The 23,686-nt window shown below is 63.4% G+C and carries 15 protein-coding genes and 4 tRNA genes; all 19 read right to left on the bottom strand.

Going from position 1 to position 23,686, the window contains the following annotated elements; genetic code table 11:
• Positions 1 to 60: 60 nt before the first annotated feature.
• Positions 61 to 4,371: a non-ribosomal peptide synthetase gene (locus RM6536_RS07330; protein WP_171840182.1), complete on the bottom strand. Its 4,311-nt coding sequence runs from the start codon at positions 4,369 to 4,371 to the stop codon at positions 61 to 63.
• Between the two features lie 285 nt (positions 4,372 to 4,656).
• The gene (locus RM6536_RS07325; protein WP_060824618.1) at positions 4,657 to 4,884 is read right to left on the bottom strand and encodes a phosphopantetheine-binding protein; all 228 of its coding nucleotides are present in this window, start codon (positions 4,882 to 4,884) and stop codon (positions 4,657 to 4,659) included.
• 54 nt (positions 4,885 to 4,938) lie between these two features.
• Complete coding sequence (locus RM6536_RS07320) at positions 4,939 to 6,639, bottom strand: (2,3-dihydroxybenzoyl)adenylate synthase (RefSeq protein WP_060824617.1); 1,701 nt, start codon at positions 6,637 to 6,639, stop codon at positions 4,939 to 4,941.
• 251 nt (positions 6,640 to 6,890) lie between these two features.
• On the bottom strand, positions 6,891 to 8,279 hold the full coding sequence (locus RM6536_RS07315) for an enterochelin esterase domain-containing protein (RefSeq protein ID WP_060824616.1): 1,389 nt from the start codon (positions 8,277 to 8,279) through the stop codon (positions 6,891 to 6,893).
• Positions 8,280 to 8,807: 528 nt separating this feature from the next.
• Positions 8,808 to 9,650: an ABC transporter ATP-binding protein gene (locus RM6536_RS07310; RefSeq protein WP_060824615.1), complete on the bottom strand. Its 843-nt coding sequence runs from the start codon at positions 9,648 to 9,650 to the stop codon at positions 8,808 to 8,810.
• Entirely contained in the window at positions 9,650 to 10,756 is a 1,107-nt protein-coding gene (locus tag RM6536_RS07305; protein ID WP_060824614.1) for a FecCD family ABC transporter permease, read from the bottom strand. Before RM6536_RS07305 ends, RM6536_RS07310 begins: the two co-directional genes overlap by 1 nt.
• On the bottom strand, positions 10,756 to 11,823 hold the full coding sequence (locus RM6536_RS07300) for a FecCD family ABC transporter permease (protein ID WP_081094666.1): 1,068 nt from the start codon (positions 11,821 to 11,823) through the stop codon (positions 10,756 to 10,758). Before RM6536_RS07300 ends, RM6536_RS07305 begins: the two co-directional genes overlap by 1 nt.
• A gap of 140 nt (positions 11,824 to 11,963) precedes the next feature.
• Entirely contained in the window at positions 11,964 to 12,992 is a 1,029-nt protein-coding gene (locus tag RM6536_RS07295) for a hypothetical protein (protein WP_060824613.1), read from the bottom strand.
• Positions 12,993 to 13,205: 213 nt separating this feature from the next.
• Complete coding sequence (locus tag RM6536_RS07290) at positions 13,206 to 15,290, bottom strand: hypothetical protein (protein WP_060824612.1); 2,085 nt, start codon at positions 15,288 to 15,290, stop codon at positions 13,206 to 13,208.
• A 113-nt stretch (positions 15,291 to 15,403) separates the two neighbouring features.
• Positions 15,404 to 16,477 carry an iron-siderophore ABC transporter substrate-binding protein gene (locus tag RM6536_RS07285; RefSeq protein ID WP_060824611.1) on the bottom strand — a complete coding sequence of 358 codons (1,074 nt, stop codon included), beginning with the start codon at positions 16,475 to 16,477 and terminating at the stop codon, positions 15,404 to 15,406.
• A gap of 358 nt (positions 16,478 to 16,835) precedes the next feature.
• Positions 16,836 to 17,531 carry a ribulose-phosphate 3-epimerase gene (gene rpe, locus RM6536_RS07280; RefSeq protein ID WP_060824610.1) on the bottom strand — a complete coding sequence of 232 codons (696 nt, stop codon included), beginning with the start codon at positions 17,529 to 17,531 and terminating at the stop codon, positions 16,836 to 16,838.
• A 63-nt stretch (positions 17,532 to 17,594) separates the two neighbouring features.
• Positions 17,595 to 19,622: an RsmB/NOP family class I SAM-dependent RNA methyltransferase gene (locus tag RM6536_RS07275; RefSeq protein ID WP_060824609.1), complete on the bottom strand. Its 2,028-nt coding sequence runs from the start codon at positions 19,620 to 19,622 to the stop codon at positions 17,595 to 17,597.
• Positions 19,619 to 20,587 carry a methionyl-tRNA formyltransferase gene (gene fmt, locus RM6536_RS07270; RefSeq protein WP_060824608.1) on the bottom strand — a complete coding sequence of 323 codons (969 nt, stop codon included), beginning with the start codon at positions 20,585 to 20,587 and terminating at the stop codon, positions 19,619 to 19,621. Before fmt ends, RM6536_RS07275 begins: the two co-directional genes overlap by 4 nt.
• A 6-nt stretch (positions 20,588 to 20,593) precedes the next feature.
• Complete coding sequence (gene def / locus RM6536_RS07265) at positions 20,594 to 21,190, bottom strand: peptide deformylase (RefSeq protein ID WP_044150322.1); 597 nt, start codon at positions 21,188 to 21,190, stop codon at positions 20,594 to 20,596.
• 322 nt (positions 21,191 to 21,512) lie between these two features.
• A complete protein-coding gene (locus tag RM6536_RS07260; RefSeq protein ID WP_060824607.1) occupies positions 21,513 to 22,361 on the bottom strand; it encodes a PD-(D/E)XK nuclease family protein in 849 nt (282 codons plus the stop codon).
• A gap of 107 nt (positions 22,362 to 22,468) precedes the next feature.
• Positions 22,469 to 22,543, bottom strand: a tRNA-Val gene (locus RM6536_RS07255).
• Positions 22,544 to 22,741: 198 nt separating this feature from the next.
• Positions 22,742 to 22,814, bottom strand: a tRNA-Glu gene (locus tag RM6536_RS07250).
• 22 nt (positions 22,815 to 22,836) lie between these two features.
• Positions 22,837 to 22,908: transfer RNA gene (locus tag RM6536_RS07245), tRNA-Gln, on the bottom strand.
• Positions 22,909 to 23,458: 550 nt separating this feature from the next.
• Positions 23,459 to 23,534 (bottom strand) — tRNA-Gly (locus RM6536_RS07240).
• Positions 23,535 to 23,686 lie beyond the last annotated feature (152 nt).

Below are 23,686 nucleotides of genomic sequence, written 5' to 3'. Positions count from 1 at the left end.
GATTGATGATTCATCAATCGGGGACATTTAATTTATTAACTACTCTGCAGATAGAGAGGGCTAATCGGCGAAGTGGCCGGTCACCTCCGCCAAACGCGCCGGATTCACCAGATCAGGGTGCGTACCCTCCAGCAGCACCGCACGGAACGACGACGCATGCGCCGCCCAACCCTCCGCATCCAAATACGGCTGATCCTCATGCGGCACACCCACCAGCAGCACATCACCATCAAAGAACGCCTGCTCAGCACCACGCATCAACGCCGCCGAAGCACGCATACTACCCAGACACACGCCCAACTTCTCCTCCGGCAGGTAACCCATCGCCGAACCCGCCTTCTGCAGACGCTCCAACGTACCCGGCAGGTCAAGCTGCTCATCAGCGGCAGGCTCCGGCAAACCGCCCATACGCAGCAGCGCACGGAAGCTCTCCTGCTCATCCGGCGCAGGCACACCCTGCCACTGCTCCGAAGGATACGCATCCAACAGGATGACACGCTCAACCAGCGCACCCGCAGCCTGCGCCAGGGCCGCCACCTGCACCGCGGCAGTACCGCCCACAGACCAGCCCATCAACGCAAAACGACGCGGCAGCGAACGCTCCGCCAGAGTCTTCTCAATCAGCTCCAAGTAGCGCTCAGCCAGCTCCTGCAGGCTCGACGCAAACCCGGCATTCGGGTCAGAGAACGCCTCAGCCTGCAAAGCGTACACACCCTGCTGAGCCGGAAGATGCGAGAGGTACCCCGCATAGCACCAGCCCAAACCACCCGCAGGCGGCAGAATAAACAGCGGCGCGGGGGCATCGGTAGTATCGGGGACAACGGGCTGCTCACGCAGTGGAAGAACAGGCGCGAACTCCGCACCCTCGCCGCGCTCGCCCGCAATGGACGCCGCCAAATCCTGCACGGTCGGATGCGCAAAAAGCGCACCGATGCTCACGCTCAGACCCAGCTGCTCCTCAACCGCGGCAATCACCTCAAGAGCCGCCAGCGAATGACCGCCCGAAGCGAAGAAATCCTCATCCACGCCGAAACGCTCACGACCCAGCACACCCGCAATAATCGAACACAGCTGTTGCTCCAGCAGACCGTGCGGACCCTCAGCGTCAGAAGTCTGCGGGGTCAGGTCGAGGGACGCCAACAGCTTGCGATCAGCCTTACCGGAGGGGCTCACCGGCAGAGCAGGCAGGGTATGCCACAGGGTCGGAACCATGTAGTCCGGCAGAACCTGCGCGCAATGCTCGCGCGCCGCCTCCACCAGCTGCTCAGCACGCTCGGCGGGCACGTCGCCCACCTCCAGCACCGCCGCCAGGGCAGGCTCACGCAGACCGCGGTACAGCAGAGCCACCGAAGCGCTCACGCCCTCAACCGCGGCAAGAGCCATCTCAATATCGCCCAGCTCCAGGCGCTGACCGCGCACCTTAATCTGATAATCCGTGCGGCCACGGTAACCGATAACGGCGCGGCCGTCGGGAAGAATCTCCCAGCACGCCAGGTCGCCCGTACGGTACAGGCGCTGGCTCTCACCGTTCAGCAGCGCGAGTGCACCGGCAGGAGCCTGCTCCACAAAAGCCGCCGCAGTCGCCTGCGGGTTGTTCTTGTAGCCGCGCGCCAGCTGCACGCCCGATAGGTGCAGTTCACCCGTCACGCCCACCGGCACGGGGTGGCCGGTCGGGTCAAGGATCAGGGTGCCGGTGTTCCAGACCGGCTCGCCAATGGGCACGCTCTCGCGCTGCGGGTCGGCGGAGGTTTCCCAGAAGGTCACGTCCACCGCCGCCTCGGTCGGGCCGTACAGGTTCAGCGGGTACACGCCCAGAACCTCGCCCGCAGCCTGCACCTGGTCCTTCTGCAGAGCCTCGCCCGAGCAGACCACGTAGCGCAGGGGCTGCTCCCGATCCTGACCGAAGCCGGCATCAGAGAGGATGCGGCGCGCCGCCGGCGAAGAGGTCAGCGCCGAAAGCATGGTCGGCACAAAGTGCACCGCCGTGACGGACTGCTCGACAATCACGCGCGCCAGGTAGGCGGGGTCGCGGTGCCCATCCGGGGCGGCAATGACCACGGCGGCACCCTCGGCAAGCGGCCAGTACAGCTCCCACACGTGCACGTCAAAGGAGATGGGGGTCTTGTGCAGAACGCGGTCGCCCTCCCCCACCGGAATCTGGTGCTGCTGCCAGCGCAGGCGGTTATCAATCGCGCGGTGGCTGATGGCAACGCCCTTAGGCCTGCCCGTGGAGCCGGAGGTGAAGAGCACGTAAGCGTCCTCGTCCAGACCGGTTTTCGTGCCCGGAAGCTCTTCTGCGGCGGGTGCCTGTACAGGTTCCTCGATGCTCAGCTGCGGTAGGGTGTGCTGGGGCAGGTTCGCGTGACGCTGCGGATCCTGCGGGTTCAGCTCCTGCGCACTCAGCGGATGCAGACCGGGCCCGTGCAGCAGCAGGGAACATTCGGCGTCCTCCATCATCACGCCCACACGCTCGGCAGGCAGATCCGGCAGCACCGGCACGTAGGTCGCTCCAGCGTACAGCAGGGCGTACAGCGCCACGTACTGCTCGGCGCCGCGGTGCACACGCAGACCCACCGCATCGGAAGGGCGAACGCCCCAGTCCAGCAGCTGCGCGGCAAGCGCACGGGCGCGCTCATCCAGCTCGGCGTAGGTGAGGGCGCGGTCAAAAGCGTAGGCGCGCTCCGACTCGGGGGTGAGCACCTCACCGGGCGCGGGGGCAGAATCCAGCACCGCGAGCGCCTGCGGATGCGCCGCCACCGCATCACGGAAGCGACCCAGCAGGGTCTTGTACTCCAGCGGATGCTCGGTCAGCGCCGGGGCGGTCAGCTCGCACAGGGTCGCAAGCTCCGCCTCGGTCGCCAAACCCAGGTTGTTCAGGGAGGCGCCCTCGCGCTGAGCCTCCGCGGCGTAGGCGGGCAGCCACTCGCTCAGGCGGGCGGCGTGGCGTTCCAGCTCCTTGGCGGTGTAGAGCGCCGGGTTCATATCAATCTCGCAGGAGATGCTGTTGCCGCGGCCGGGCATGCCGCGCAAGGTGAAGGTCGCGTCAGCAACGGGACCGGCAGAGATATTGTGGATGCGCGCGGTCGGTACCGCGGATCCGGACTCATCCTTGGAGGGTGCCGCCAGCGGCAGCACCGCGTCGAAGGGCACCACGTTAATCTGCGCACCAAACAGCCTGGACTGGGCGTTACGTGCGGTACGTTCGAGGTCTTCCTGACGAGCCAGCGGATGCTCAGCGTTACGGGCGTACTGTTCCTTCACCGAGTGCAGGGACTCCGCAATGGGGCCGGTCGCCGCAACCTGCACCGGCAGCACGTTCACCGCGGTACAGCCGGTCTGCGCGCTCGCCGCGCCCAGGGCGCGGGTCGCCTCCGGCAGGGTGCGGGCGAACATGCGGTTCATCTGCGGCACGCCGAACGAAGCCTGCGGGTAGCCGCCCACACGCGCCAGGTACGAGCCCACGGCGGCGGTCGCCAGCACCGGCCAGGAGACGGCGTGTTGCTTTGCCGCATCCAGCAGAGCCTGCTGGGTGGGCACGTCAATGCTGAATGCCAGGCGTACAGACCGCGCCGACGGGGAGGCGGTACGACCCGCCAGGGAGGTGTCTTCCTGTTCCAGGGCGCCGCTCGCCTCCCAGAAGGCGACGTCTTCGTCACGTGCGGTGGAGGCGGCTTCGTCGGCATCGAGCAGCTGTTGCAGGCTCATGCGGCGGGTTTCCGGGACCGGCTGACCGGCGGACAGGGCGCGGTATATCGCCGCCACGCGGGAGAGGCCGTTGAACGCGGCGAAACCGTCGGCGACCACGTGGGAGAAGGAATGGTACACCCAGAGGAACCCGCCGTAACGCACCACCGCGCTGCGCACGGTCACGCCCTCATCGGTAGTGAGGGGCTGGGCGAGCAGGCGCTGCGCCCAGGCGCGCACCGGCGCGGGCAAGGATGAACCGGGCAGGTCAGAGGAGTTCTCCTCCCCCGCCTCCGCGGTGCCGTTCAGCTCCCCCTCCTCCAGTTCGCCCTCGTCCACGAGCAGGTCAATGCCCGCGAGGAATGCCTTAAGCGGCAGAATCTGCTGGGAGGCGCCACCATCGGCAATGCGGGTGCGCACGCGGAAGCCCTCGTTCTCGCGGTAGAGCTGCACCAGCGCCTCACGCAGCAGATCGAGGTCGGTGTCCGCGGGGCATTGCAGAACCTCCGCGGTGTTGTAGCAGGGGTTCGACGGGTCAATCGCGGCGGCAAAGTAGATGCCGCGCGCGTTCGTGGTCAGCGGCAGCCAGGGACTGTCAGCACTGTGCGATGCGGGGTCAGTCGCGGCGGTGCGAAGGTCGGAAGCAGTCCCGAAGCTATCGGGTGCGGTAGTATCAGCTACGCCCATGGTGGCCTCTCAAAGGTCTGGAGTAAGGGTCTGGATTAGGGATGATATGCGGTGTGTGAAAGGTAGGCTACTGCCCCGCCGTTTCGCGCTGGCAGAAGTGCGCTGACTAGGGTAAACCGACAGTGGCAACCCCAGCCAAGTCTCCGGCATGAACGCGGCCAAGAGCTCCGCCACAAAATACGGCGCGAGACGGCACAGATTAAGCGGGGCGAGCGAGGCGAGTAGCAAACACCCCGGGCGCCCGTCTGCATGCGCGGCAGGCGGGCACTCGGGGTGCGGTAACGCTTAGCCCAGGCGGGAGGCGATGAACTCCACGGTCGGGTTCTCCACCAGCTCAGTAAACTCAATCACGGCGCCTTCGGCGGCAAGATCATCGAGCAGCGCGAAGGAACCCATCGAGTCCAGGCCCAGCGAGAACAGGTCGGTGGTCGGCTCGTCAAAAGCGGTCTGCAGGGAGTCGGGCTCGACGATGTACTTCTCCATGATGGGGTGCAGGGTCTCAAGTGCGGACATTTTTCTCCTCAAGTAGGGGTAGGAATACGGGCGTAGGGTTTAACCGATAAGGGTTTAGCCGAAAATTTCGGCAAGCTTGGCGCGCAGTTCGCGGCGAGAAATCTTACCCACGTTCGTGGTGGGCAACTCCTGCAGAACCTGCACGCGCTCCGGGATCTTGAAGTCGGCAAGCTTCTTCGAGGTGAAGAACTCGTGCATCGTGCGGCGCGGGTTTTCGCCCAGGTCGGCGCCTTCCTGCGGCACAATGACCAGGCCGACGCGCTCGCCCACAGTCTCATCCGGGATGCCCAGAACCACGGCGTCAAAAACGTCGGGGTGGGTCAGCGCCAGCTCTTCAATTTCGTCCACGGCAATCTTCTCGCCGTTGCGGTTGATCTGGTCCTTCGCGCGGCCGGTCACCTCAAGGTACTTGCCGGCGACCAGGCGCACAATGTCGCCGGTGCGGTAGAAGCCGTCCTCGGTGAAGCCGTAGCGGTTCGCGTTCTCCTCCAGGTAGTAGCCGCGAATCGTGTACGGGCCGCGGGTGAGCAGGTGGCCGCTCTCGCCGCGCTGAACCGGCTGGTCCTGATCATCAACAATCAGAATTTCGTCGTCGGGGCTAATCGGGTAGCCCTGAGTCCTCAGACGCATCTCAATCGGGTCGGTGGAACGGGTGTAGTTCACCAGTCCCTCAGCCATGCCGAACACCTGCTGAACGGTGCAGCCGAGCACGGACTCAATCTTGCCTGCAACCGCCGGAGCCAGCTTCGAGCCGCCCACCTGCAGGGTCTGCAGGGAGGGCAGGGACACATCGCGCTTCTCCGCGGAGGCGACCCACGCCTGAGCCAGCGGCGGCACCAGCGCGGAGGTGGTCACACCCTCCATCTCAATGAGGTGGAACGCAGTCTGCGGGGACGGATCCGCCGCAAACACCAGCTTGCCGGAGGCGCACATGACGCCCAGAATACCGGGCGAGCTCATCGTGAAGTTGTGGGCGGCGGGCAGCACCACGAGCATGGTCGTGTTGTTGTTCAGCTTGCAAATATCGACCGAGCCGCGCACCGAGTACAGGTAGGCGGCGTGGGTGCGAGGAATCAGCTTCGAAATGCCGGTCGTACCGCCGGAGAGTTGCAGGAACGCCACCTGCTCGCTCGCACGCAGGTTCTCGGTGTTCTGAACGACGCCGGGCACAAACTCTTCAGCGAGCTCCTCTTCGGTCAGCGGGGTCAGCGGCTCCGCAACGTCAATAGCAACCGGCGGCTCCAGGGAGTTCTTGCGCAACTCGGCGGCAACGTCCTCGTGCAGGGCGGCGAAATCTGCGCCGGGGGTCAGCGAAGAGAACACGTGCGCCGCCGCGTCGGTGCGGGTCGCAAAGTGCACGAGCTCGGTGGTGCGGTGCTGCGGCAGGCAGAACACCGGCAGAGCTGCCGCCCAGAAAATACCCAGCAGGTACACCAGGTACTCGGCGGTGTTACCCAGCTGCAGCAGCACGCGGTCACCGGGCTGCACGCCAGCCTGAATGAGGCGCGCCGCAGCGGCACGACCTGCCGCCTCCAGCTCACCGTAGGAGAGGCGAATCTGCTGGGGCTTGCCGTCCTCATCGAGCTGCGCGTGCGAAATCGCCACCAGCGCCGGGAAGTGCGGCTTCGCGCGGCAGGCATCCAGCAGGAACTCGGGGATGGTCTGGTCAATCCAGTAGCCAGCTTCGCGGTACTTCGCGGCAAAAGACTCGGGGATGAGCGGTGTGGGGGCCAGGGGGCTACGTTCTACGGTCATCTTCTCTCGATTTCTGTGTCGTTTGCGGTTTCTATAGCGCTCACGTGCTGCGTGCGTTCGCAGCGTGATGCCATCTCGTCAATGAGAGCGGGTGCACAACCTACGCCGGGTACCTTTCGGTACCCCTCGCGGCGCGGTAGTGTTGCACTCTTCTTAGGCTGTACTTCTCTAGGATACGGGCGCGGCGGTGTTTACCCTAACGGGAACCCCGCACGCCCACCATACGGGGTGTGCTCTACCCGGGCGGAGCCCTAGGCTACCTCTCGCTGGTCCTCTTCAGAGCCTGGCTCAGTGCGTTCAGCCTCCCGGCTGGCAGCAATAATACGTTCCAACGCCGGCACAATCGCACCGCGCCAGCACGCATAATCGTGACCGCCGTTGAAGGTCGTGCAGTGTGCCCTCTCCAGGCCCAGCTTTTCCAGACGCGCTTTCAGCTCACGGTGATGAGGAACCAAAACCCACTCCTGCTCCCCCACCTCAATCTCAAGGTACAGGTGGCGCAGACGGTCAATCTCGCCCGCCGCCTCCAGCTCGTCCAGGCGGTCCATGACCTGCGGCTGCCACAGCGACGAAGACTGTGCGATTGCGCCGCCAAACGCCTCCGGGCGGCTCAACACCGCCAACAGGGAGGACAAGCCGCCCAGGGACTGACCGTTAATCACGATGTTCTGCGGGTCGGTCTTAATGCCGTGCACCGCCTCCAAGTGCGGGAACGCAATCTCCACCAGGTAGTCGGCAATCGGGTTGTCACCGTTCAGTTCCTTCCAGCGGTTCTCACGACCGCCAGAGTGCAGGAAGAACACGTGCATCGCCGGAATACGGCCCGCCTCATGGGCGCGGTTGAGGGTCTGCTCCATGCCCTGGCTGAACCACATCTCACCGTCGAACTGGATGAACAGCGGCGCATCCGGGGCGGGGTTACCCACGCGACCGAGTACGTACTGGTGGCCGTCAGAGGTCTGCATCCACTCGGGGGCGGGCAGTGCGTCAATCTCTTCCTGAGTCAGGATAAACTCCTGCACCGGCGCGTGCTCAAGCTGCACCACACCCATGCAACGACCGATGCGGTTGCACACGGTCTCGGGGTTCAGCGGGTCACCCTCGCCGGAGTCCAGGGCGGCGCGCAGGCGCACCTGGTCGTCATCGCCCAGCCAGGCGGGGCGCTCGCCGGGCAGCGCCGGCAAGAAGTTGTAGGAGGCACGCCAGGTGGTTTCCATCTGCATGCTCAGCTGCCACCAGCCGGTGCCCTTGATGCGGGCCATGAGGGAACGGTCCAGGTTCTTCTCATCGGTCAGGCGGTTGATGAACATGAGCACCTGCTCCGCCTGCTCGTTGTGGTACAGGAAGGTGACGATGCGCTCGTTCTCGCTGATGGTGCCGTCGTCAAGGTGCACCGGCTCGATGATGGGAGTGCCTTCGGAGACGACCTCAACGATGCGGGCGTTCAGCTCTTCGGGGCTGACAGCCTCGGCAATGAGGGCGCTGATGAGCGGGCTGTCCACGCGCGGTGCCGGTACGGGGCGCGGGGTCTTGGGAGGGGTCGGGCGCACAGCCGGCGCAACGGTACGAGGCTGCGCAGAAGCAGCCTGTGCAGAAGTGTTCTGCGCGGGAGCGGTCGCGGTGGGTTCGTGCTCGCCCAACGGTTCCTCCTTGGTCTGTGGAAACACTCAATCGGTGAGAATCGGTGAGGAGGCGCATTATCGTTAGTTAGCCTCCACTACCTCACTCTATGGTATCCCTTACCCAAACTCCAGCCAAAGGAAAAAGCGAAAGAACCAAAAAATGACAAGAATGACAGCGAGCACACGCTCCTCAAACCCAAACACGAAGCCGCCACCCTCACCCCTCCAGACCAGCCCCCCCTCCCAAGCCAGTTCAGAAGTTAAATGAGATGAGGCACCGAGACCGTGCATCAAACCTCTCAAGTTACAACTTTCAAAGTCTCATGCGGCAGTCTCGGTGCCTCATCTACGGGTTCCCAAAATGGAACCTACCCAGTGCTCGGATCCGTTCATGCGTCAAAGACGGGCGAGCACCGGGTAGGCGCCCTACGCGCAGGGGATCCTGGGTCCCTCAGATCCTAACGTTCGCTGCTTGGCGCAATGCCTAGCTTTTCCACCCGTACTGAGACGGTTGGTGCAAACTCCCACGCGGCTTAGGGGCGAAAACTACTCGCTTTCGCGGGCCGCCGAAATAGCGTCAGCGGCAATATGAATCGTTTGGTTCTCCTTCGGAATCACCAAAGGGGTACCAGTGCACGGATCAGGAATAATGACCGATTGCAGGTCAAAAACTTCCTGAATAAGTTCCGGTGTAATTATTGCACGCGGATCACCCTGAGCGATAATCCGGCCCTGCTTCATTAACACAACATGAGTAGCATACCTGAAAGCAAGGTTCAGGTCATGCAACACCACGGCTACAGTCCGGCCTTCGGAATGCAATTTCTTCGTCAGGTTCAGCACCTCAATCTGGTGCGTGATATCCAGGTAGGTGGTCGGCTCATCGAGCAGAATCAGCGGGGTCTGCTGCGCCAAGGTCATGGCGATCCACACGCGCTGACGCTGACCGCCCGAGAGCGCCTCAATGGGACGCTCCGCAAGCTCCAGCACGTTCGCCGCCTGCATCGCCTCCACGCAGGCGCGCTCATCCTCATCGGACCAGGAACGCAGCAGCGACTGGTGCGGGTAGCGGCCGCGCGCCACCACATCCGCCACGGTCACGCCGCTCGGCGCCTCCGGGGTCTGCGGCAACATCGCCAGAATCTTAGCGATGGCGCGGGACTTCATCTGCGGCAGCGGGGTGCCATCCAGGCGAACCTCACCCTTCTTGAGCGGGTTCACGCGAGCAAGAGCCTTCAAGGTGGTCGACTTGCCGCAAGCGTTCGGGCCCAGGATGACGGTCAGCTCCCCCTCCGGCACCTGAAAATCTACCCCGTTGAGCACCGTATGCTCACCGTAGGCAACCACCATGTTCTCGCCTTCAAGGCGGGTCGTCACACTAGTGTTCACTAGCTCTTCTTCCTTTCGAGGTAAATCAGGTAAATCAGGTACAGGCCACCAATCGCACCGGTCACCACACCCACCTGAATGATGCGTCCGGGAACAGCGAAACGGCCAATCAGGTCGGAGCCGAGCACCATGAGCGCGCCCATGAGTGCCGCGGAGGTGAAGCCCACCCCGCCACTGCGGGCGAGAGTCTTCGCGATGTGCGGTGCCGCCAGGGCGACGAAGGCAATCGGGCCGGTCGTCGCGGTCGCCAGCGAAACCAGAAGCACACCGATGAACAGAGCCGCCACACGGTACGCATTCACGCTCACACCCAAACCGGATGCCACCTGGTCACCAAAACGAATCGCGCCCAGCGGGCGGACCAGCATCAGCAGCAGCGGAGTCACCACGAGCAGCAGACCCAGCAGCGCGTAGGTGCGCTCCCAGGTGATGTCGTTGAGCGAACCGGCAAGCCAGGACGCCGCGGTCTGCGCCTGAGTCAGCGAAGCACGCACCACCAGCAGCGCATTGAAGGCAGCCAGGGTCGACCCCACGCCAATACCGACCAACACCAGACGGAAACCGTGCAGACCCGTGCGGCGCGTCAACAACCACACCAGCACCGAGGTCGCCAAGCCACCAACCACAGCGCCCAGGGCAACCTCAACGGGGCCGGAATTGAACACAATAATCTGCAACAGCGCACCGGTCGCGGCGCCATTCGTGAAACCGATAATATCCGGCGATCCCAGGGCATTACCCGAAATCACCTGGAAAATCGCACCTGAGAGACCAAGTGCCGCACCCACCAGAAGCGCCGCCACAATACGCGCCGCACGCTGCTGAGCGAAAGCCACCGTAATCTGCTTGCCCTCACCCAGTAGCGCCGGGATCATCTTCTCCGGGGCGATCTTGTAGTCACCCTGCAACATGCCCCAAAACGCCAGTGCCGCAATCAGCACCACCAACGCCACATTCAGGATCAGTACGCGCCACGGCACCTGAGCACTCACAGGACCGCGCACCGTCAGCACCGGGCGGCCACCCAAATCGCGGCCGTGACGACGCGCCGAACGATTAGCTGGGGTGGTAGCGGTCGCCATCGAAAGAGCGGAAGAATTCGACATTAGAGAGCCTCCACCTTACGACGAGTCATCAAGAACAAGAACACCGGGGCACCGGCAAGAGTCGCCACAATACCCACCTGAGTCTCCTGCGGAGCCACCAGCACACGCGCCAACACGTCAGCACACAGCAGCCACACCGGACCCAACAGCGCCGAACCATAATTCACCCAGCGCACATCATTACCGAGCAGAGCACGCACCACAAACGGTACCGCCAAACCCACAAAACCAATCGGACCCACCGCAGCAGTCGCAGCACCGGCAAGCACCGTCACCGCCAGCAACGTCAAATTCTGGGTCGTACGAACACTCACGCCGAGGCTGGTCGCCGCCTCCTCGCCCATACTCAGAGCATTAATCGCAGGAGCCACAAAGAACGCCACCAGCATACCCAGCACAATCACCGGACCCACCGTCGACGCAATATCCATACCGCGGCCCTCCAGCGAACCGGCAACCCAGATACGGAACTCGTTATACGCATCCTGATCAGCCAAAATCAAGCCCTGCGCAATCGCCGACAGTGCAGCAGAAATCGCCACACCCGCCAACGCAAGCTTCACGATTGACCCGTCACGGCCACGACCCAGCGTATACACCAGCACCGCAGCCAACGCGCCACCAATCGTCGCAGCAACCATGTACTGCCAAATACCCATCACACCAAAAACCACCACGGAAGCAATCACAGCCACCGCAGCACCGGCATTCACACCCATCAGGCCGGGCTCAGCCAGCGGGTTACGAGTCAACGACTGCATCAACGAACCGGCAACCGCCAACGCGGCACCCGCCGCAAGACCCACCAGGGTACGCGGAATACGCTGCTCCAGCACAATCGTCTGCGCCTGCTCAGAAGCAGTGCCATTGAAAACAGCCAGAACCTGATCCGGCGGAAGATTATTCGATCCGAACAGCAAAGAAGCAGCCACAGCACCCACCAAAAGCACCGCAAACAAGAACAGAAAAGCCAGGCGCTTACCCAACTTCTGCCCCTGAATCACAGAACCCTGACGGGACGTACTCTCCTGCTGAACACCTCGGGACAATGAGCTCGTGCGGGCCACTATGCTCCTTATGCTCGATACAAGAAAACAGGGAGGCACACCCGGCACCCCACAGGAGGGGCACCCGGCACACCGGTAGATAATGAGAGAAACGCCGGAGCGGGCAGGGTACTCCCCCCACCCGCATCCGACGTTAAGTCTTAGCGCTTGCGGGCCAGCAGCAGCGCAGCGGCAGCCACCACGCTCACGCCCAAAACCACCACGCCAACCCACGGGAACGCAGCACCGTAGGTCACAGTCTGCACGGTGGACGCGGTGTTAGCCGAAGCCGAAGCGCTCGGGCTCGACGCAGTACCGCGCGCAACAGCCGAAGAGGACGCGCTCGCCGAAGCGGTCGCCTTCTTCTGGGCATTTGCCGAAGCCGAAGCAGCGGGAGCGGAGGAGGCGGAGGTACCGGAAGAGCCAGCTTCCGCGTTCAGGCGGTCGTACTCCTCCTTGGTGATGGTGTTACCCTCAGCGTCGGTGTACACGGTCTCAGCCTCAGCCGCACCGCCTGCCGAACCATTCGAGGAACCGTTCGAGCCGCCATTGGACGAGGACTCGTTAGAATCGTTAGAGCCCTGAGCCTCATCTGCAGAGTCGGAGCTATTAGAGTTCGATCCGCCGTTCGAGGAACCACCGTTGCCCTTCGAGCCAGAAGAGCCACGGTTCGAGGAAGAACCCGAAGAGTTCGAGGAGGAATTATCCGAACCGCCTTCGCCCACCACGGTGAACTCGGGGCTGCGGTTAGTGTACGCCTCGGTACCCAGGTACTTGCCGTCCTTGTCACGCTTCTCGCCGGTCGCAAGGAAACGCAGGGTGTGGGTGCCAGCGCCTACATCCGGCAGAACGAAGGAACCGGAGACGTTGCCGTTGCTATCGGTCTTCTGCTGGTGCACCACGCACGCGCCCTGAGCCGCATCGGAGGGGCACAGGTCGCCGTCGTCCACCTTCACGGACACCACGGTGTTCGCGGGGAAGCCGCTCACGCTAAAGGAAATCACGCCGTGCTCGCTCACCGAGGAGGAAACGGTCGAGGAGGTGCCGGGGGTAGACGCCTTCGCACCGCCCGGAGGCAGAGCGGATGCGGTGCCAACGCCCAAGCCAAGCGCCAGGGTTGCTGCGGCGCAGGCGGTCAGCGCCTTAGAGGTCAGGGATGCCTTCGGGGCTCCCGAAAAAGGTGCACGCATGGTGGTCCTTTCAAAATTACCGGGGTCGACACTGAACGCTACCGGGTTCGTGTCAGTACAGTTCAGTAGGTCAGTGCAGTTCAGCGGGTTGCGACCCGAGTGGTTAGTGAGGCACCCGGTCCACGCCCCTGTTCAAGGGTGCGGAGTCAAGAGTGCGGGGCGTGAGCCGGTGCCGATATGAATGTGTGGTCAGAGCTTACTTTTTGAGAGAGCTTACTTCTTGGAGGTACGCAGGATCAGAGCCGCAGCCAAAACCACCAGGCCAGCCGCCGAGAGCAGCAGGTTATTGGCGTTGTTGACCAGCCACTTGGTCAGACCGGTCAGCTCGGTACCCTCAATGACCGGGCCCTGCGCCTTGGTGCCTGCTACGGAGTTCTGAGTTCCCTGCGAGCCCTGAGTGTTCTGCGAGTTCTTCGAACCGGCGGCGGCCTTCGCAGCCTTCTTCGCGGCGCCGTCAGTCTTCTGCAGGCTGGTACCCAGGGACTTCTGCGCGCTCTGAACCTTCGCCTTAGCCTGCACGCGGTTCACAACCGGAGCGGTGCTCTGCGACAGGGCGGCGAGGGATGCATCCACGTCGGTAGCGCGGGTGCTGATGCGACCGCCCGCGTTACGCATGGGCACAGGTGCCGTGGAGGTTGCGGTTGCGGGGTTCTCGTTCAGCTCTTCAACCAGCTGGTCGGAGGCGTCCTGCTCATCGCGGGAAACTTCCTGACGAGGGGTAACAGCACGTTCCACGATCATGTCTGCGAAACCGAGCACCGCATTGTCAGCGCCCTGGTTACCGTTGTGCACGACCACACGGTAGGTGGCGGCGGGCATGCTCACGCTGGTTTCATAGCTGAAGCTGCGGTTGCCGTCCAGGCGCTTCCAGCCGGAGCCGTAGAGGGTCTGCGGGGAGTTACCGAGGTAGGTCGCGGCATACACCCAGGTGCCCGGTTCAGCGTTCGGCACGGTCACAGTCACGGTGGAACCGTCACGACTCACCTGCACGCCGTGACCATCGGTCAGATCGGAGGCGTTGACCGGCTCGGGTGCGTCACCGGGGGCGTACTCGCCAATGGTGAAGGTCGTGTTGATGCCGCCCTGGCTGTTGGCGCCGCCGTAGGTTCCGGATCGGTCACCCTCACGCAGGCTACCGGTCAGCAGTCGCAGAGTGTGCTCACCGGAGGCGTACTTGGCGGCGTCTTCATCATTTTTGAAGGCTGCGTTTGCGCGGGTGGGCAGGTCAATCCAGGTGTCGATATGGCCGTTTTCATCGGGGGTGATGACAGCCCAGATGGTGCGGTTATCGTTGACCGCGGTGGCGTCGTTACGGGATACCTTGCCATCGTCAATCTTCAGGCCGATAACGGATGCCTTCTTGTCTTCGGGGTTGCACCAGCCGTCACCGGTCAGGTGCAACTTGCCACCCTGAACCGCTTTGGGGTTCTCGATGGTCAGGCGCGGGGTGAAGGAGTCGTCAGCGGGGGCGCAGGTTTTCGAGTCTTCGCTGGGTGCGGGGGTAGGGTCTGCGGTTGCGCTCGGCTCGGGGGTCGGCTCCGCAGTGGGCTCAGCAGTCGCAGAAGGCGCAGCGGTTGCGCTGGGCTCTGAGGTTGCAGAAGGCTCAGCGGTAGCGCTCGGTTCCGCGGTGGGCTCGGCAGTTGCGCTGGGCTTAACAGTAGGCTCAGCGCTAGGCTCGGCAGTCGCAGAAGGCTCAGCGGTTGCGCTGGGCTCTGCGGTCGGTGCCGGGCTCGGAGCCGGGTCTCTCAGCGTAATATTCTGCGCCACAGATGCACGACGGTCGTAGGTGTTACCGTCCGCATCCATACCGCCCAGGGAGCCGGAAAGCACCTGGATACGGTGGCTGGTACCCTCCACGGTCCAGCCCTTGCTCTTCAGCTGCTCAGCGGTCAGACCGGTGTTTTCGGGGGTCGGCAGGGATACCTCAACCTCGAAGGTGCCGTCCTCTTTAGCGGTTCCCATGAAGTTTGCGGGCGAGTTGCCGCCCTCATTGGTGAGCGGGTTACGTGCCTGGTGAACCTCATCCGGCAGGGCGTCGAGGAACTTCACAGCAAACACTGCGCCGCGGCCGGGAGCGGTGCTAGTGAAGCCGGTTCCGCGCAGCACGAGCTTACCTTCGCGCCACTTCTCGGTGGAGATGGTGACGGTAGCCTTATCCGCCTGCTGGGTGGCTGCGGGGGTCTCCGCGTAAGCGATGGTGGTACCGGTCAGAGCGGCTCCGGGGGTGATGAGCGCGCCAGCGAGAGCCACGACGGCACCATAGCGGGCTGCGGTGCGTGCGGGTCGAGTTTCGGTCATTGTGGTCCTTGAGGATGGTGTGGTGGGTCGTGCATCCCCTTCCCGCCGCGGGTCTAGGGTGCGGCGGGAAGGGGGTTCAGGAAGCTTCAGCGGGTGATTGCTTCACGGGGTATTTAGAGCGGAAGCGCCTTCTTGACGTCTTCAACAATGCCTTCGAGCAGCAGCGGGCCGCCGGTGGAGGTCCACTTGGAGCCGTCCACGAGAATCACGTGGTCCTCCTTGACTGCCTTCAGGTTGGTGAAGCCGGAGGTTTCCTTCGCCTTATTCAGTGCTTCTTCGGCGCCCTGCAGGCCTGCGGAGCCCTGCGCGTTCGGGTTCTGCTGGCTTGCGCCGCCGAGGGTGCCCAGGAACATGTAGTCCGCGTCGATGCTTGCCAGGTTCTCCAGGGAGACGGGCTCGGAGTGGCCCTGGCCGTTGCGGTCCTGCGCCTCGGGGCGCTTGAGGCCCAGGTCGTTGAGTACCTGGCCGGCGGGCAGTTCCTTGAGAATCAGTGCGGGGCCGTTGCCTGCCCAGCGGACGATGGAGAAGGTCTTGTCGCCGTACTTGGGGGCGAGCTGCTCCTTCAGCGCTACGGCGCTTGCCTCGTATGCCTTGATGACTTCTTCACCCTTGTCAACCATGTTCATGGCGTTGGCGACGTTGCGGAAGTTGATGCGCCAGTCGCCGCCCGCGTAGCCGCAGTAGACCACGGGGGCGATCTTCTTGAGGGTTTCGTAGGCGTCGGAGCGCTTGTCCACGCCGGTGGAGTCGACGAGGATCAGGTCGGGGTCAAGGTTGCCGATCTGCTCGTAGTTGACCTGGGCGACGGTGCCGATGATCTGCACGCCCTTGGCGCGGTCGGCGAGGTAGTTGGGCACGCCGGACTGGCCGCGACCGGAGACGGAACCGACAGGGGTCACGCCGAGGGCGAGCAGGCCGTCGAGGGTGGGTTCGGAGAGGACGATAACCTTCTGCGGGTTGGCGGGAACTTCTACATTCTCGTCGTCAATGTCCTTGATGGTTCGGGTGCCGCTGTTGCCGCCGGAGGTGGAACCGCCGGAAGTGGTGGTCGTGGTGGTCTCGCTGCTGCATGCCGCGAGGGCGAGAGCAGCCGATGAGGCGAGCGCCAGGCCAAAGAAGGCACGGCGGTTAACACCCGGTGCGCCCTGGTTTTCGGTGTCGGTCAGCTCGGTTCGGTTGAAAGACATAGTTCCCCCTAGATATGACTAAACTATACCTAACCTTACAGATATCTGAGTGTTACATCAAGACGCGTTCTGTTTGTCTTCTCACACCGTCAGAATGCCCGGTTTTACCGCGGAATTCCGCGGGTTAACATATTTCGCGTTTTGTCATAGTCTTGCTGACACCTTGTCGTTTAAACGGGGTGCCTCTCCCCTGCCGTGTCTCGCTACACATCTGCGGCGGTTGAGACGCTGAGAAAGGGGTGAGAAAGGGGTGAGAAAGCAGGGCATGCACAACGCCCCGCCGCGAAGAACCGCGACGGGGCGTTTTGATGTTCTACAGAGCACCGCTACCAGCAGGCACCATTACTGGCGGGCACCGCTAACAGCCGCAACCGCAACCGGAACGCTTGACCGATGCAGCCGCCGCACGCAGGGAGGCGATGGCCGCCTCTGGGCCGCCGAGTGCCTCGTCCACACCGTAGACCGAGCTGCCGGCAACGAAGCAGGTTGCGCCCGCCTCCGCGGCACGCAGGATGGTCTCTTCGGTGATGCCGCCGTCCACCTGCACGGTCACCGGCAGGTTCGCGCCCTCAATCGCCTTGGCGGCGCGGGCAATCTTCGGCAGGGTCACGTCCAGGAACGCCTGGCCGCCGAAGCCGGGTTCCACGGTCATGATCAGCAGCATGTCCAGTTCGCTGAGCATGTCCAGGTAGGGTTCCACGGCGGTTGCCGGGCGCAGCGCCATACCTGCCTTCGCACCCTCAGCACGCAGGGTGCGCGCCAGCTTGATGGGGGCGATAGCCGCCTCCGCGTGGAAAGTCACCGATTCGCAACCCATGCTGGCGTATTCGGGTGCCCAGCGGTCGGCGTCCTCAATCATCAGGTGCACGTCGAACGGCACCGGGGAGATTTCACGCAGACGCTTAACCACCGGTGGGCCCCAGGTGAGGTTGGGGACGAAGTGGTTGTCCATCACGTCAATATGCGCGGCGTCTGCGGTGCTGATACGCTCCAGCTCGCGCTGCAGGTTCGCGAAATCCGCCGAGAGAATCGACGGGTTAATGGCAATACCCATGGGGTTCCTTTCAAATCTGTGCCGTAGCGACGGGCGGGCTAATGCTGTGGGTTAGCGCTGATGCTAGTTCTTACGCAGCAGGGCGAGGAACATTGCGTCGGTTCCGTGCACGTGCGGCCACAGCTGAGCGGTGGTCGGGTTCTGAGAAGCCTTCACGGCCGGGGCGCCCTTCTTGACCTTGATCTCGGGGGTGTGGCCGGGGTCCTTCTCCTCCGCCAGCACGCTCACGGGTTCGCCGTTTGCCCCTTCGGTGCGCAGGGCAACTTCACGCAGCGCGGCGGCGGAGTCGAGCAGGCTGACCGCACCGCTTTCGAGCACCTCAGCCACAATGTTCTGGGTTTCTGCCGCGTGCGGGGAGCAGGTCACGTAGGCGATGACGCCGCCGGGGCGGGTCGCCTCAATGGCTGCCTCCAGGAGCTGACGCTGCAGGGGCAGTAGCTCCGCAATATCGCGCGGGGACTTGCGCCAACGCGCCTCGGGGCGGCGGCGCAGGGCACCCAGACCGGAGCAGGGCACATCCACCATGACGCGGTCAAAAAGCTGACCGGGCTCAATGGAGCCGGGCAGGTCGGAGGCGTTCTTGCGCAGGGTCTCGCGGATCTGGCGGCCGTCGCCGGCGAGTACCGTGTAGCTGTCCTCGGGCAGGGGGCGCATGGAGGATTCCACGAGCTGCGCGCGGTGCGGTGCTGCCTCGTTGGCGATCAGGGATGCGCCGCGCTGAATACCGAGCGCGCCGAGCAGCGCCGCCTTACCGCCGGGGCCTGCGCACAGGTCGAGCCAGGCGGTATCGGTGCCGTCCAGGGGCGCTGCGGCGAGCGCGCGTGCCACCAGCTGGGAGCCGGCATCCTGGGCGCGGACGGTGCCTTCACGTACGGATTCCAGGCGCGCCAAGTCGCCGGAAGCGTACAGCGCCGAACCCTCGACCAGCTCGCCGTCGACGGCGCCCTGTTCGCGTGCCTCGTCGAGGCTACCCAGACCGGGCAGCGCAACCAGGTTCACCACGGGGGCGAGGTTGTCCGCTTCGAGCAGCTGCTCAATTTCGGAGGCGGGGCGGCCGTGCGCGACGAGTGCCTGGCGCATGGAACGCACAATCCAGCCGGGGTGCGAGGCGAGCAGCGCCATGCGCTCGGTGTCGTCCTTCGCGTCCTCGATGATGAGTTCGTACCACTCTTCGGGGGTGCGCTCGGAGACGCGGCGCAGCACCGCGTTGATGAAGCTTGCCGGGCCTGCACCGATCTTTTCGCGCGCAAGGGACACGCTCTGGTTCAGCGCCGCGTGGGCGGGAACGCGCATGTTCAGCAGCTGGTGCACGCCCATGCGCAACACGATGAGGGTGGTAGTGCCGACCTTCTCGAGGGGGCGGTCTACGCAGCGGCTGAGGATTGCGTCGTAGGTGCCCTGGTGGCGTAGCGTGCCGTAGGTCAGCTCGGTTGCGAAGCCTGCGTCGCGGTGGTCGAGGCGGTGGCTACGGATCGCCTTGGGTAGCACGAGGTTCGCGTAGGCGTCAGATTCCGCCACGGAGCGCAGTACGTCGAAGACGGTTGCACGTGCGGTGTCTGCGGTGCGCGAGCGTGCGGAGGGTGCCGCCGCTGAGAATTCGCGGGCGGACATGGAACGACGGTTGCGTTCGTGGCCGCTCTTATTGCGTCGGGAGGTGCCGCCGCCACCGCGTTTGGTGTCGTCGTGTTCGGTCTTGGCGCGGCGTGCGGCGCGTTCGACGCTGGTCAGGCCGTCGAAGCGGCGGCCGGTGCGCGATTCGTTGCGGGATTCACTGCGGGAGTTGTCATCCCACTTCTGCGGGCGGCCCTGAGTGCGGCTATTCTGCGAACGCTGATTCTGTGAGCGCTGACTCTGCGAACGCTGGTTCTGGGAACGCTGAGAATTCTGAGACTGCTGGCGGTTCTGCTCGTTCACGCCCGAGCCGGTGCCAGCACCAGAGCGGCGGCGACGCTTACGTTTCGCACCGCCCTCACCCTGGTCGCCGCCCTGATAAGACTTGCCCTGATGAGACTTGCCCTGGCTGAACTTGCCGTTGCCAGCGTGACCGGGCTTGCCGTATCCTCCCTTGTAGGGGCGCTTTTCGTTGCTCATGCGAGTACCACCAGGCCTTCCGCCATGTCCTTGCCAGCGCCGCGAGCCCACGCGGGCGCATCCATCATTTTCTTACCGGCAGGCTGAACCTGCAGCAGCATCAGCGGTTCGGTACCGGTGCCGACCAGTACCTTCTTCGCGTGCAGACGCACCGCACCGGGTGCGAGGGGACCACCGTTCGCCTCGATCAGGGACTGCGCCAGGCGCTCGTCGGCAACTGCCAGACCACCGATCTTGAAGCGGTTTTCCCCCAGTTCGCACCATGCGCCGGGTTCGGGGGTCACGCCGCGGAAGCGCGCCAGGATCTGCTCGGCGGGTTCGGTCCAGGTGAGGCGGCCGTCGGCAATGCTCATCTTGGAGGCGTAGCTGACCGATTCGTCCTCGACCTGCACGGTGCCGCTCTCGCCCGCTTCGAGGCGTTCGAAGGTGCGTTCAAGCAGTGCGCCGCCGCTGGTTGCGAGGCGCATCAGCACGGTGCCTGCGGTGTCGTCGGCGGCTACGGGGGTGGATTCCTGTTCGAAGGTGGGGCCGGTGTCCAGGCCTTCTTCGAGCAGGAAGGTGGTGGAGAAAATTTCCTGCTCACCGGCGATGAGGGCGCGCTGCACGGGGGCGGCGCCGCGCCATGCGGGCAGCTTGGAGAAGTGCAGGTTGACCCAGCCGTAACGCAGGGATTCGAGCGCGGGTAGCGGCAGCAGGGCGCCGTAGGCGACCACGGCGGCTGCGTCAGCGTTCAGTTCAGCAATGGCTGCGGCGGCTGCGTCGTTCCAGCGGTTTGCCTTCACGATGGGCAGGCCGAGCTCTTCGGCACGCTGCGCGACCGGGGAGGGAGTGAGCACGCGCTTGCGGCCCACGGGGGCGTCTTCGCGGGTAAGCACGCCAACCACGCGAACCTTATCGGAGTTCGCCAGGTAGTCGAGCGGGGGCACGGCAACGTCGGGGGTGCCTGCGTAAATGATGTTGAGCATGTGAGCCTACTTTCCGAAGCTACCAAAGGAGGAACCGGCACCGAACGCACCGCCGCCGCCAAAGGCGCCGCCCACGCGGGTTGCACGCTCGGTCACGGTCTTCGCGGCGACATTGTTGTAGTCTGCGGCGCGCAGGGCACGCATCACGCGCTGGCGGTCTTCACCCACGAGGCGGTCGATGAACAGCTTGCCGTGCAGGTGGTCGGTTTCGTGCTGCAGCATGCGCGCGAACAGGCCCTCACCCTCCAGCACGAGGGGTTCGCCGTGGCGGTCCACGCCGGTCACGCGCGCCCAGTTCTTGCGCGGGGTCGCGGACTTCTGGCCGGGCACGGACAGGCAGCCTTCGCCGCCTTCCTGGTCTTCTTCGCCAACCTCAAGCACGGGGTTGATGATGTAGCCTTCGCGGTCGTCAATGCCGCCAAAGGTGAAGATCTGCTTGGAGATGCCAACCTGCGGGCCGGCAAGGCCCACGCCGCCCACGTCGTACATGGTTTCTAGCATGTCGTCGATGAGTCGTGCCAGGTCGTCGTCGAAGACGGTGATTGGGTCGCAGACGCTGCGCAGCACCGGGTCGCCTACGGTGCGGATGCTCAGGATGGTCATGGTTCTCCTTTGCCGGCGGGGTGCCGGGAATGTGCTTACGGATTTCAATATGGCGGCAGAACTGCGCTGGCGGTTTTCTCAGTAGCGGGTTCTTCACAGCGGGCGCATTCTTCACAGCAGGTGCGCCGTTCTGCCTATTGTTCTATTGTCGCCGATTCAGTAGCGCGAATCTAGAACGAATCGAGGCGCTGGGGGTGGAGGCGGCAGGGTGAGGGCTGAGCCTCGCTTCCCTGGGCTCATCTCCCCGTGCTCACCTCCTCAGGGGGTTTGAGCCTCTCCCCTACGCCCGTTACTTCCCTATGCCGCGGGCGGGGGTACTGGTTTATGCCGCGGGCGGGGGTACTACGGGCATGAGCGCGGGGTCTTCAAATTCTTGGACCTGGCGGTCGAATTCCCAAACGCGGCGCAGGGCGCAGAACTTGTACCAGTTACGTTCGAGCACGGCGGGGTTTGCCTGCTGCGGCAGCACCTGCGTTTCGCCGAGGGCTACGCCCATGAGGACGGGCGCGTCACCGTATTTCCAGGGTTCCCAGGTGCCTTCGTCGGGGTCAACGATGGATTCTTCGGCTTTGAGTCCGGCGACGAGCTGCATGACGACCTTCTCGTCGAGTGCTTTGACGCGGCCGCGTTTGTCGGTGCCTTTGGTTTTGTAGTCGATGATGCAGGTTCGGCCCGCGATTTCTGCGACGAGGTCGAGGGTGCCCGCGTAGCCGACGGTGTCGTTCCAGATGGTGACTTCGGCGGCGAGGGGGCGGGGTTTGAAGGCTTCCCACCATTCGTCGAAGCGGTCGGCGTAGGCTTGTTCGCCGTTGATGATGAGCTGTTCGCGGCTTTCGTCGAGGTTGTGTTCGCGTCCCATGGCGCGTAGGGCGACGGCTTCGGCGTAGTTGTGGACGCGGTCGCCTCGGGCGGCGGCTGCGTCGCGGTATCGTTCGGAGGCGCTGGCTGCGTCGCGGATGATGGCGAATTTGAGGCCGTGGGATCCGGTGGCGCGGTAGGCGCGCTGGTCTTCGAGGGCGGCTTTGGCTGCCATGTACCCGTGCCAGCCGCTGAGGTCGCTGGCGTGCTGCCCGATGACGGTGGTGATGGAGGGGACGAGGGGTTCTCCTCCGCGGACGCGCGCGTACATGCGTCCGTAGTCGGTGGCGGTGGCGAGTTCGGGTGTTGTCACGGGTACCTCATTCTCGGGTGGTTGTGTCCGCGGCTGTGTTGTACTGCTGGTGGGCACAAATACCGGTGGGCATAATAAAACCCCCGTTCCTTGAAACGGGGGTTATTTGGTGCGTGATACTGGGTTCGAACCAGTGACCTCTTCGGTGTGAACGAAGCGCGCTACCACTGCGCCAATCACGCTTACGGATAAGACTATACCGAGGCTTGGCGTGAAGGTCAAATTTTGCGCGCCCCTTTTTTATTCCTGTTTTATCCCCGCCGAGAAGCCACTTGTGTTTCGAAAAGCCACATAAGTGGTGGCTTCTCGAAACACTTGTGGCTTTTCGCTGGATAAACAAAAAAGCCTGGCTTCCGAAGAAACCAGGCTTTTTCCTAGTGTGACCCCAACCGGATTTGAACCGGTGTTGCCGCCGTGAGAGGGCGGAGTACTAGGCCGCTATACGATGGGGCCGCAACCTCCGTTAGGAGGTTAGCTGGGATACCAGGACTCGAACCTAGAACAAAGGAACCAGAAACCTTCGTGTTGCCAATTACACCATATCCCATTACTCTATTGAGTTACCGTTCCGCTTTTCGCCTTTCGGCTTATCACCGGAACGAGTAATAACTATACGGGTCTTTCTGGAGGCGTGCAAGCCGAAATCTGGAGAGCCGCCTCACACTCACGGCTTTATACCCGCTACTTCCGCTTATTTCCGGGGTTTTTGGGGCGAAAAAGTTTTTTAAATTTCTTCAAAAAGAGGGTTTTGGGGCCGATTTTCGCCCCTCAAAGAAGCTTCGAGGGGGCTCGGAGAGTAGCTTTACCCCCTCCCTGTATGCTTTGCACCCCAAAGTTTTTTGAAGATTTTTTCTTCCCACCTTCCCGGCAGTCAGATAGCCAAATAGCCAGATGGCCAGACAGTCAGGTAGCCAGGCAGTCAAGTAGTCAGGCAGCTAGCTCACCAAGCAGTCGCCTCGAGAAAAATCGCAAAACTCCCGCCCCACTACTCCCACCCCACGCCTCCAAAAGCTAAGACCTGCACCTTCAAAAGCTAAAGACTTACCAAAACTTTTGGAGACAACGAAAAAGCCCCGAGGCGAACCTCGGGGCTTTAGTGGAGCGGTTGACGAGACTTGAACTCGCGACATCCACCTTGGCAAGGTGGTGCTCTACCAACTGAGCTACAACCGCATGTTTTCGCTTTGAACTTTTCAGTTCGTCGCAACAACAGGTACTACTATACGAGTCTTTACTGGGGCACGCAAACCAAATTCTTGCCACACTCCCCCAAATATAACCAGATTCACCCCCATAAAAGATACTGACTAGTAGTTTTACAGGAA

It is taken from the genome of Rothia mucilaginosa, from assembly GCF_001548235.1.
GTDB classification, from domain to species: domain Bacteria; phylum Actinomycetota; class Actinomycetes; order Actinomycetales; family Micrococcaceae; genus Rothia; species Rothia mucilaginosa_B.
Note: the sequence above shows the minus strand (reverse complement) of the source record. Positions and strands in the feature narration are given on the sequence as shown.

Bases quoted from the DNA above. Each gene is read 5' to 3' on its own strand.
- RM6536_RS07325 (WP_060824618.1), bottom strand. From the start codon at position 4,884: ATGTCCGCACTTGAGACCCTGCACCCCATCATGGAGAAGTACATCGTC.
- RM6536_RS07330 (WP_171840182.1), bottom strand. From the start codon at position 4,371: ATGGGCGTAGCTGATACTACCGCACCCGATAGCTTCGGGACTGCTTCC.
- def (WP_044150322.1), bottom strand. From the start codon at position 21,190: ATGACCATCCTGAGCATCCGCACCGTAGGCGACCCGGTGCTGCGCAGC.
- fmt (WP_060824608.1), bottom strand. From the start codon at position 20,587: ATGCTCAACATCATTTACGCAGGCACCCCCGACGTTGCCGTGCCCCCG.
- RM6536_RS07275 (WP_060824609.1), bottom strand. From the start codon at position 19,622: ATGAGCAACGAAAAGCGCCCCTACAAGGGAGGATACGGCAAGCCCGGT.
- RM6536_RS07285 (WP_060824611.1), bottom strand. From the start codon at position 16,477: ATGTCTTTCAACCGAACCGAGCTGACCGACACCGAAAACCAGGGCGCA.
- rpe (WP_060824610.1), bottom strand. From the start codon at position 17,531: ATGGGTATTGCCATTAACCCGTCGATTCTCTCGGCGGATTTCGCGAAC.
- RM6536_RS07295 (WP_060824613.1), bottom strand. From the start codon at position 12,992: ATGCGTGCACCTTTTTCGGGAGCCCCGAAGGCATCCCTGACCTCTAAG.
- RM6536_RS07320 (WP_060824617.1), bottom strand. From the start codon at position 6,639: ATGACCGTAGAACGTAGCCCCCTGGCCCCCACACCGCTCATCCCCGAG.
- RM6536_RS07305 (WP_060824614.1), bottom strand. From the start codon at position 10,756: ATGTCGAATTCTTCCGCTCTTTCGATGGCGACCGCTACCACCCCAGCT.
- RM6536_RS07290 (WP_060824612.1), bottom strand. From the start codon at position 15,290: ATGACCGAAACTCGACCCGCACGCACCGCAGCCCGCTATGGTGCCGTC.